This window comes from Arthrobacter sp. TB 26 (genome assembly GCF_000427315.1).
GTDB lineage: Bacteria > Actinomycetota > Actinomycetes > Actinomycetales > Micrococcaceae > Arthrobacter.
The window spans coordinates 17,433-28,002 of sequence record NZ_AUPJ01000179.1 but is presented as its reverse complement, the minus strand read 5'-3'; the positions used below and the strand labels follow the sequence as shown (position 1 = coordinate 28,002).

Sequence of the window (10,570 nt, the reverse complement as noted above, 5' to 3'; positions counted from 1 at the left end):
CTGGTGGATCCCAGCAACGCGGCGGGAAGGACACTCCTCCCGGAGCCCACGAGCACGGCCTGGAGGGCAGCAAGCACGACGGCGGTCAGCATTGTCCAGCGCAGGCTGTCGCTCGCGTCCCAAGCCGCGGCCGTGGCAGCCACGGTGAGGCTCACCCGTGCGCCGTAGTACTGTGCGACCCAAAACCTGCCCCGCGGAACGGCTGCCATCAGCGCAAAATAGGTGCCGCACAGGAACATGATTAGCGCGTACTCGCCTTTGCCGAGCAACAGGGGCACGAAGGTCACGGCCGCTGCCACGGAGGGGACCACGAAGGGGTGCAGGTCCATGAGCGGCTTGAGGAAGACGCCCGGCATCCAGCGCGGACGGATCAGTGCCAGCAGCGTCAACACTGTGGCGATGGCGATCAGTGCCACGAAGTACCAGACCAAGGCTCCGCCGAGAACCGAAATCCCGGACCACGCCGTCGACACCACGAACGTCAGGGACAGGTAGGCGAGGACCCTGCTGTCCATCCGGACCGCGGCGGCAACATAGGCCACGGTGCCGATGGCGGAGGTCACCAGCCAGGCAGTGGGGCCGTCGTGCAGGGTGAAGTTGTACAGTGCCAGGCCGGACACCGGGATGAGGGCCAGTCCGGTTCCCGCGAAGGCGACGGCCGCGGGCCGGAGCCGCGGGGCCTTCGCGTGCAGGAACAGCCCGCCGGCGTAGAACAGTGCCGTGATGGCGGCGACGCCGGCGAAGCGGAGGCCTTCCGGCAGGGAGGTGCCGACGAACAGGGCACCGGCCGCGACCAGCAGGAGGCTGGCGACGTAGAGGGTGATGTTGATGTTCTGCCGGTCCCGCTTTTCCCTGCGGGCGGACTGTTCCGCGGCGGATTCCTGGCGAACGGCCGGGTGCGCGGCCGTTGGTGGCGGAGGGAACGGTTGCGGACCGGACCACTGGACCGGCAGGGGCGGGAGGGGTTCCGTCGGATCACTCCAGAACGGCGGGCGCCCCATGGGTTCGGGTGGCGGGAACGGCTGGTTCCGGGCCGACGGGACCGGTTGGGCCGCCGGTTGAGGCGCTGTCAGTGCAGCCGGGACGGTTGCCGCCAGCTGTCCCTGGGCGGACTGGCTGTCCCTCCAGCCCTGAAGGTGCCCCGCCCGGAAGCCGGCCTCGAAGGCGCCGCTGCCAGCCTCATTGCCGCGCCGGTGTTCCTGCGCCCTCCCCCAGCGGACGCCCAGCATAACGGCACCGGCCAGCAGAAGCACTACAAGCAGCGTCTCGACAGCACTCGGCATATAGGTCCTTCATGACTCTGGCTGCCCGAATCCGCCCAGCCCCCAGTAAATCCAATGAATAGATGAAATGTATCACCGCCGGGCGGTCAGCGGAGGCCTTCCCATAGGGCCCGCTCCCATGTCCGTGGATCTTCAATCACCCGGGACGTTGTGTCGAAACGGCGTAGAGGACCCCGAGGAAGGCGCGGACCCCGTCGGCGAAGCTGCCGCGCACCTCACCCTGGGCCGTGTTGACGGAAACGTTCATCACACCATCGTGGAACACGCAAACCGGGCCGGTTAGGGGCCTTGGACCCGGCGCCGGCTTGGGGCAGAAACAGAACAGCCCCGCTGCGAGTGCAGCGGGGCTGTTCCTGGCCTCACGGTGGCCGTCAGGCGGCCAGTCCGGTCAGCAGGTAATTCAGATCAGCAAGTATTACTTGAGGATCTTGGTGACGCGTCCCGAACCAACGGTGCGGCCGCCTTCGCGGATAGCGAAGCCGAGGCCCTCTTCCATGGCGATGGGCTGGATGAGCGCAACGGTCATCTCAGTGTTATCGCCAGGCATAACCATTTCCGTGCCTTCCGGCAGGGTGATAACGCCGGTTACGTCCGTGGTGCGGAAGTAGAACTGCGGGCGGTAGTTGGAGTAGAACGGGTTGTGACGTCCGCCTTCGTCCTTGGAGAGGATGTAGACGTTAGCCTCGAAGTCGGTGTGCGGGGTGATGGAACCCGGCTTGACGACAACCTGGCCACGCTCAACATCGTCGCGCTTCAGACCGCGGAGCAGGAGGCCACAGTTCTCGCCGGCCCATGCTTCGTCGAGCTGCTTGTGGAACATCTCGATACCGGTAACCGTGGTCTTCTGGACCGGGCGGATGCCGACGATCTCGACCTCGGAGTTGATGGCGAGGGTTCCACGCTCGGCGCGGCCCGTAACAACGGTGCCACGGCCGGTGATCGTGAAGACATCTTCGATCGGCATCAGGAACGGCTTGTCACGGTCACGTACGGGGTCCGGAACGGACTCGTCGACAGCTTCCATGAGGTCCTCGACGGACTTGACCCAAACCGGGTCGCCTTCGAGGGCCTTCAGGCCGGAAACGCGCACAACCGGAGCATTGTCGCCATCGAAGCCCTGAGCCGAAAGCAGCTCGCGAACTTCCATTTCGACGAGGTCGAGGAGCTCTTCGTCATCGACCATGTCCGACTTGTTCAGTGCAACCAGCAGGTAGGGAACGCCAACCTGGCGGGCGAGCAGGACGTGCTCGCGGGTCTGAGCCATCGGGCCGTCAGTGGCGGCAACCACGAGGATTGCACCGTCCATCTGTGCAGCGCCGGTGATCATGTTCTTGATGTAGTCAGCGTGACCCGGGGCGTCTACGTGTGCGTAGTGGCGCTTCTCGGTCTGGTACTCAACGTGGGAGATGTTGATGGTAATGCCGCGCTGACGCTCTTCGGGAGCAGAGTCAATGGACGCGAAGTCGCGCTGCTCGTTGAGTGTCGGGTACTTGTCGTACAGCACCTTGGAAATCGCGGCCGTCAGCGTCGTCTTACCGTGGTCAACGTGACCAATGGTGCCGATGTTGACGTGCGGCTTAGTCCGCTCGAACTTTGCCTTTGCCACAGGTTCCTCCTAGAACGTTTTCAAATGACTTACCCTTCGACCGCGCTTGTCGCGGCGAAACTTCAGTAAGTCTACTTGGGGGGCTTTGGATTGATGAAATTGCAGATTCAGGAACTAATACTAGTCCCTCGAGTCTGCCGGTGCAGATGGCCGGAACCGGCCATCTGCACCGGGTGAATCTCCGTTGACGGAAACGCACCCGAGTTTGTTGCTGCGAGAGCCCTAGGGACTACTCGCCGCGGTTCTTCTGGATGATCTCGTCGGCAAATGCCTTCGGGACCTCGGCGTAGCTGTGGAACGTCATGGAGTACACAGCGCGGCCCTGGGTCTTCGAGCGCAGGTCACCGATGTAGCCGAACATGCCGGACAGCGGGACGTGCGCGCGGATGACCTTGACGCCCTGGGCATCTTCCATGGACTGCATCTGGCCACGGCGGGAGTTGAGGTCACCGATAACTTCACCCATGTATTCCTCAGGGGTGCGGACCTCGACATCCATCAGCGGTTCGAGCAGGATGGGGTTCGCCTTGCGTGCGGCTTCCTTGAAAGCCATACGGCCGGCGATCTTGAACGCCATTTCCGAGGAGTCAACATCGTGGTACGCGCCGTCAATCAGCGTGGCCTTGATGCCGACAACCGGGTAGCCGGCGAGGACGCCGTCGTTCAGCGCATCCTGGATACCGGCGTCGACCGAGGGGATGTATTCGCGCGGAATACGTCCACCGGTGACCTTGTTCGAGAACTCGTACAGCTCGCCCTCGGACGTGTCCAGCGGCTCGATCGCGATCTGGATCTTTGCGAACTGGCCGGAACCACCGGTCTGCTTCTTGTGCGTGTAATCGTGACGCTCTACAGCACGCTTGATGGTTTCGCGGTAAGCAACCTGCGGCTTGCCAACGTTTGCCTCGACCTTGAATTCGCGGCGCATGCGGTCCACCAGGATGTCCAGGTGGAGCTCGCCCATGCCGGCGATGATGGTCTGGCCGGTGTCCTCGTTGAGGGAGACCTGGAAGGTCGGGTCCTCAGCGGAGAGCTTCTGGATGGCCGTGGAGAGCTTCTCCTGGTCACCCTTGGTGTTCGGCTCGATCGCAACAGAGATCACGGGCTCCGGGAAGCTCATGGACTCCAGGACGATCTGGTTGGCCGGATCGCACAGGGTGTCGCCCGTGGTGGTGTCCTTCAGGCCGATCGCTGCGTAGATGTGGCCTGCGGTAGCGCCGTCAACTGGCATTTCCTTGTTGGCGTGCATCTGGAACAGCTTGCCGATGCGCTCCTTCTTGCCCTTGGTGGAGTTGACCACCTGGGAGCCTGCTTCCACGTGACCGGAGTACACGCGGATGAAGGTGAGCTGTCCGAAGAACGGGTGCGTGGCAATCTTGAACGCCAGAGCCGAGAAAGGCTCCTCGGAGGACGGCTTGCGCGTCAGTTCCTTCTCTTCGTCGCGAGGATCGTGACCGATCATCGGGGGGACGTCGAGCGGGTTCGGCAGGTAATCGACAACAGCATCAAGCATCGGCTGGACGCCGCGGTTCTTGAATGCGGATCCGCAGAAGACCGGGTAGAGCTCGGAGTTGATCGTCATCTTGCGGATGCCGGCCTTGAGCTCGTCTTCGGTGATTTCTTCACCTTCGAGGTACTTCTCCATGAGCTCTTCGGAGGACTCTGCAACGGTCTCAACGAGCGCTGCGCGGTACTCTGCGGCCTTTTCCTTCAGGTCAGCCGGGATCTCCTGGATCTCGTACTTGGCACCCATGGTGACGTCACCCTTGGAGTCGCCGGGCCAGACCAGTGCGCGCATGTAGAGCAGGTCGACGACGCCGATGAAGTCGTTCTCGGCGCCGATCGGCAGCTGCATGACGAGCGGCTTGGCACCGAGGCGGCTGATGATGGTGTCGACGGTGAAGTAGAAGTCAGCGCCAAGCTTGTCCATCTTGTTGACGAAGCAGATACGCGGGACGTTGTACTTGTCAGCCTGGCGCCAGACAGTCTCAGACTGCGGCTCCACGCCTTCCTTGCCATCGAACACGGCGACTGCACCGTCGAGGACGCGCAGGGAGCGCTCAACCTCAACCGTGAAGTCCACGTGGCCGGGGGTGTCAATGATGTTGATCTGGTTGTTTTCCCAGAAGCAGGTCACGGCGGCAGACGTGATGGTAATGCCGCGTTCCTTTTCCTGTTCCATCCAGTCAGTCGTCGAAGCGCCGTCGTGCGTTTCGCCGATCTTGTGGTTCACACCCGTGTAGAACAGGATGCGCTCGGTAGTAGTGGTCTTGCCGGCATCGATGTGGGCCATGATGCCGATATTGCGGACCTTGCTAAGGTCGGTAAGCACGTCCTGTGCCACGGTGTCTCCCTTTCGGATGGACTGCACGTCCGCCGCCGGCTCGGTTGAGCCGGCGGCGTCCGGGAAGTATTACCAGCGGTAGTGTGCGAAGGCCTTGTTGGACTCGGCCATCTTGTGGGTGTCTTCGCGACGCTTCACAGCGGCACCGAGACCGTTGGAGGCATCCAGGATTTCGTTCTGGAGGCGCTCGGTCATGGTCTTCTCGCGGCGGGCCTTGGAGTAGCCAACCAGCCAGCGCAGGGCGAGGGCCGTGGAGCGGCCCGGCTTGACCTCAACCGGAACCTGGTAGGTTGCGCCACCGACGCGGCGGGAGCGGACCTCGAGGGAAGGCTTGACGTTCTCCATGGCCTTCTTGAGGGCTGCAACCGGGTCGCCGCCGGACTTGGCACGAGCACCTTCGAGTGCACCGTAAACGATGCGCTCTGCGGTGGACTTCTTGCCGTCAACGAGCACCTTGTTGATCAGCTGGGTGACCAGCGGGGAGCCGTAAACGGGATCTAGAACTAGCGGCCGCTTGGGGGCCGGACCCTTGCGAGGCATATTACTTCTTCTCCATCTTTGCGCCGTAGCGGCTACGAGCCTGCTTACGGTTCTTGACACCCTGGGTATCGAGGGCACCACGGACGATCTTGTAACGGACACCCGGAAGGTCCTTAACGCGACCACCACGGACGAGCACAATGGAGTGCTCCTGCAGGTTGTGGCCTACACCGGGGATGTACGCGGTCACTTCAACGCCACCGTTAAGGCGGACACGTGCAACCTTACGCAGAGCCGAGTTCGGCTTCTTCGGGGTCGTCGTGTACACGCGGGTGCAAACACCGCGGCGCATCGGGCTGCCGTTAAGCGCGGGGGCCTTGGTCTTCTTGACCTTCGGCGTGCGGCCCTTGCGGACCAGCTGGTTAATCGTAGGCACTCTCGTGTTCTCCGTTTTATCCGGAGCGGCCGTTGGCAGCCGCTCTCTTGTCGCTGCGCCCCGCCGCTCGAGCTTTGAAGTTCTCTCCAGAGCAGCTGAGGCGAAGCCTTAATAGTCGGACCGCACGCCGGCATCCGCGGACTTTCATCCCGAATTGCCCCTAGGCATGCGAAAATGTGGCATACGTTGCACAAGAACCCTGCAAACCGGAAACGTCGTCCTGGTTCTAACTAGAACCGGCGCACTCATCCACTGCCACAATAACAATTAGTCTCAAGTCTAACACGGACGGGTCCTAGCCCTTAATCGGCCCCCTCCCCCCATCGATTGCTCCGTTAAAGCCGTTTTGAGGACCCAAAAGGGCATCAACGGAGCAGTCGATGGGTTAAACAAGGATGGTCCCCCACCTTGCGGTGCGGGACCATCCTTGGGTGCCTATATTAGCGGCTAGCGGAAGTCGCTGCCCAGGTCGTAGTCATCCAGCGGGATGGCGTGGAACTCAGGAGCTCCGTCGCCGCCCAGGGAATCATAGGAGAAGTCACTGAACGCGCTGGGGCCGGTAAACAGGTTGGCCTTTGCTTCTTCAGTGGGCTCTACCGTGACCTCGGTGTAGCGCGGGAGACCCGTGCCGGCCGGGATGAGCTTACCGATGATGACGTTTTCCTTGAGGCCGAGCAGCGGATCGCTCTTGCCTTCCATAGCCGCCTGCGTCAGGACGCGGGTGGTCTCCTGGAAGGAAGCAGCGGACAGCCAGGACTCGGTCGCCAGGGACGCCTTGGTGATGCCCATGAGCTCGGGACGGCCGGAAGCCGGCGTCTTGCCCTCGGACACAACACGGCGGTTGGCATCTTCGAAGCGGCTGCGCTCGGCGAGCTCGCCGGGCAGCAGATCCGATTCGCCGGACTCGATGACCGTGACGCGGCGCAGCATCTGGCGGACGATAACCTCGACGTGCTTGTCGTGGATACCGATGCCCTGGCTGCGGTACACGCCCTGGACTTCGTCCACCAGGAACTTCTGCGCGGCACGGGGGCCCATGATGCGCAGAACCTGCTTGGGGTCGACCGGGCCGTTGATGAGCTTCTGGCCGACGCTGACGTGCTCGCCGTCTTCGATGAGAAGACGTGAACGGCGCAGTACCGGGTAAGCGATCTCTTCGGATCCGTCATCCGGGGTGATGACCAGGCGCATCTGGCGCTCGGACTCTTCGATGGTGATGCGGCCGGCTGCTTCAGCAATCGGTGCGACACCCTTCGGAGTACGGGCTTCGAACAGCTCCTGGATACGAGGCAGACCCTGGGTGATGTCGTCGCCACCACTGGAGGAGACAGCACCACCGGTGTGGAACGTACGCATGGTCAGCTGGGTACCCGGCTCACCGATGGACTGTGCGGCGATGATGCCGACTGCCTCACCGATGTCGACGGTCTTACCCGTGGCCAGCGAACGGCCGTAGCACAGGGCGCAGGTGCCGACGCTGGACTCACAGGTGAGTACGGAGCGGACCTTGACCTCGGTGATGCCGGCCGCGAACAGTTCGGCAATGACGACGTCGCCGCAGTCGGTGCCGCCTGCTGCCAGGACCTTGCCCTTGGAGTCAACGACATCCACGGCCAGAGTACGGGCGTACGCGCTGTTCTCGACGTTCTCGTCGAGGACCAGCTCGCCGTTGGCGTCGGCCACGGCGATGGCGGTGATGAGACCGCGTTCGGTGCCGCAGTCCTCTTCCCGGACGATGACATCCTGCGACACGTCCACCAGTCGACGGGTCAGGTAACCCGAGTTGGCGGTACGCAGCGCGGTGTCAGCCAGACCCTTACGGGCACCGTGCGTGGCGATGAAGTATTCCAGCACCGACAGGCCCTCGCGGTAGGAGGACTTGATCGGACGCGGGATGATCTCACCCTTAGGGTTGGCCACCAGGCCACGGATACCCGCAATCTGGCGAACCTGCATCCAGTTACCACGTGCACCGGAGGACACCATGCGGTTGATGGTGTTCATCGGGGACAGGCTGTCACGCATCGCCTGGGCGATTTCGTTCGTTGCCTTGTTCCAGATCTCGATCAGTTCCTGGCGACGCTCGTCGTCGTCGATCAGACCCTTGTCGTACTGGCCCTGGATCTTGGCGGCCATGGTCTCGTAGCCCGCGAGGATCCGCGGCTTGTCCTTGGGCACCTCGATGTCGGAGATGGCGACAGTGACGCCGGACCGGGTGGCCCAGTAGAAACCGGCATCCTTCAGGTTGTCCAGCGTTGCCGCCGTGATCACCTTCGGGTAGCGCTCAGCGAGGTCGTTGACGATCGTGGACAGTTCGCCCTTGTCAGCAACATTCTCCACCCACGGGTAGTCCGCGGGCAGGGTCTCGTTGAAGAGGACCTGGCCCAGGGAGGTCTGGACGAGCACGGTCTGACCCGGCTCGTAGCCTTCCGGAGCTTCCCAGCCGGCGTAAGGGACAAAGCCCTCCAGCCGGATCTTGACCTGGGAGTTCAGGTGCAGCTCGTGCAGGTCGTACGCCATGATGGCTTCCGACACCGAGGAGAAGATCCGGCCTTCGCCAGCTGAACCGACACGCTTGGTGGTCAGGTGGTAGAGACCGATGATCATATCCTGCGACGGCAGGGTCACCGGGCGGCCGTCAGACGGCTTCAGGATGTTGTTCGAGGACAGCATCAGGATGCGGGCTTCCGCCTGGGCTTCGGGGCTCAGCGGCAGGTGGACTGCCATCTGGTCGCCGTCGAAGTCGGCGTTGAAGGCGCCACAAACCAGCGGGTGAAGCTGGATTGCCTTGCCTTCAACAAGCTGCGGTTCGAACGCCTGGATGCCGAGACGGTGCAGGGTGGGTGCACGGTTCAGCAGCACGGGGTGCTCGGTGATGATCTCTTCGAGGACGTCCCAGACCTGCGGGCGGTAACGCTCAACCATCCGCTTGGCCGACTTGATGTTCTGCGCGTGGTTGAGGTCAACCAGGCGCTTCATCACGAACGGCTTGAAGAGCTCCAGCGCCATCTGCTTCGGCAGACCACACTGGTGCAGCTTCAGCTGCGGGCCGACGACGATGACCGAACGGCCGGAGTAGTCGACGCGCTTGCCGAGGAGGTTCTGGCGGAAACGACCCTGCTTGCCCTTGAGCATGTCGCTCAGGGACTTCAGCGGACGGTTGCCCGGTCCGGTGACCGGACGGCCGCGGCGGCCGTTGTCGAAGAGGCTGTCAACGGCTTCCTGAAGCATGCGCTTCTCGTTGTTGACGATGATCTCCGGGGCACCGAGGTCAAGCAGGCGCTTGAGGCGGTTGTTGCGGTTGATCACACGGCGGTAGAGGTCGTTGAGGTCGGAGGTCGCGAAGCGGCCACCGTCCAGCTGGACCATCGGGCGCAGTTCCGGCGGGATCACCGGGACGGCGTCCAGCACCATGCCGAGCGGGCTGTTGTTGGTCGTCAGGAATGCGTTGACCACCTTGAGCCGCTTCAGGGCGCGGGTCTTGCGCTGGCCCTTGCCGTTGGCGATGATGTCGCGGAGCATGTCCGACTCGGCCTGCATGTCGAAGTTCTCAAGACGCTTCTTGATGGCCTCGGCACCCATGGAGCCTTCGAAGTACATGCCGTAGCGGTCACGCAGTTCGCGGTACAGGCCCTCGTCACCTTCGAGGTCGGCGACCTTGAGGTTCTTGAAACGGTCCCAGACCTGCTCGAGCCGCTCGATCTCAGCATCCGCGCGCTTGCGGACGTTGGCCATCTGGCGGTCAGCGGAGTCGCGGGCCTTCTTCTTGTCGGCAGCCTTGGCGCCTTCGCCTTCGAGACGGGCAAGCTCGTTCTCGAGGTCGCGGGCGATCGTGGCGATGTCGGAGTCGCGGTTGTCGATCAGCTGCTTCTTCTCGATGTCGTGCTCAACCTGCAGGTTGGGCAGTTCTTCGTGGCGGCTGTCGGCGTCGACGCTCGTGATCATGTAGGCGGCGAAGTAGATGACCTTTTCGAGGTCCTTCGGCGCCAGGTCAAGGAGGTAGCCCAGGCGGGACGGAACACCCTTGAAGTACCAGATGTGCGTGACCGGGGCGGCCAGCTCGATGTGGCCCATGCGCTCACGGCGCACCTTTGCACGGGTGACCTCAACGCCACACCGCTCGCAGATGATGCCCTTGAAGCGCACGCGCTTGTACTTACCGCAGTAGCACTCCCAGTCGCGGGACGGGCCGAAGATCTTCTCGCAGAAGAGGCCGTCCTTCTCAGGCTTGAGCGTGCGGTAGTTGATGGTTTCCGGCTTCTTAACCTCGCCGTAAGACCAGCCACGGATGTCTTCCGCGGTGGCGAGGCCGATCTGCATGAGGCCGAAGGAGGATTCGCTGGACATATGGTCCCTGTTCTCTCTTGTTCTCTAAATTCTGAAGTCTTGGGTTACGGGAAGAGGGAGGGGAGGTTCGACGG

At 62.8% G+C, this 10,570-nt stretch carries 5 protein-coding genes and 1 pseudogene (1 of these 6 running past the window's edge); all 6 read right to left on the bottom strand.

Translation table 11 applies throughout. The features are described from left to right. Positions 1-1,283, bottom strand: a pseudogene (locus K789_RS26780) (hypothetical protein) (its annotated part extends 372 nt beyond the left edge of the window); the annotation flags it as partial. Between the two features lie 415 nt (positions 1,284-1,698). Next, entirely contained in the window at positions 1,699-2,889 is a 1,191-nt protein-coding gene (gene tuf, locus K789_RS0106205) for an elongation factor Tu (protein WP_024366002.1), read from the bottom strand. 229 nt (positions 2,890-3,118) lie between these two features. Further along, entirely contained in the window at positions 3,119-5,233 is a 2,115-nt protein-coding gene (fusA, locus tag K789_RS0106200; RefSeq protein WP_024366001.1) for an elongation factor G, read from the bottom strand. A 69-nt stretch (positions 5,234-5,302) separates the two neighbouring features. After that, the gene (gene rpsG, locus K789_RS0106195) at positions 5,303-5,773 is read right to left on the bottom strand and encodes a 30S ribosomal protein S7 (protein WP_011692813.1); all 471 of its coding nucleotides are present in this window, start codon (positions 5,771-5,773) and stop codon (positions 5,303-5,305) included. A gap of 1 nt (position 5,774) precedes the next feature. Further along, positions 5,775-6,149 carry a 30S ribosomal protein S12 gene (gene rpsL / locus K789_RS0106190; protein ID WP_011692814.1) on the bottom strand — a complete coding sequence of 125 codons (375 nt, stop codon included), beginning with the start codon at positions 6,147-6,149 and terminating at the stop codon, positions 5,775-5,777. Between the two features lie 447 nt (positions 6,150-6,596). Next, positions 6,597-10,496: a DNA-directed RNA polymerase subunit beta' gene (locus tag K789_RS0106185; RefSeq protein ID WP_024366000.1), complete on the bottom strand. Its 3,900-nt coding sequence runs from the start codon at positions 10,494-10,496 to the stop codon at positions 6,597-6,599. Between the last annotated feature and the right edge of the window lie 74 nt (positions 10,497-10,570).

Excerpts from the sequence above, each read along its gene's own strand:
- K789_RS0106185 (WP_024366000.1), bottom strand. The coding sequence starts at position 10,496 with ATGTCCAGCGAATCCTCCTTCGGCCTCATGCAGATCGGCCTCGCCACC.
- rpsG (WP_011692813.1), bottom strand. The coding sequence starts at position 5,773 with ATGCCTCGCAAGGGTCCGGCCCCCAAGCGGCCGCTAGTTCTAGATCCC.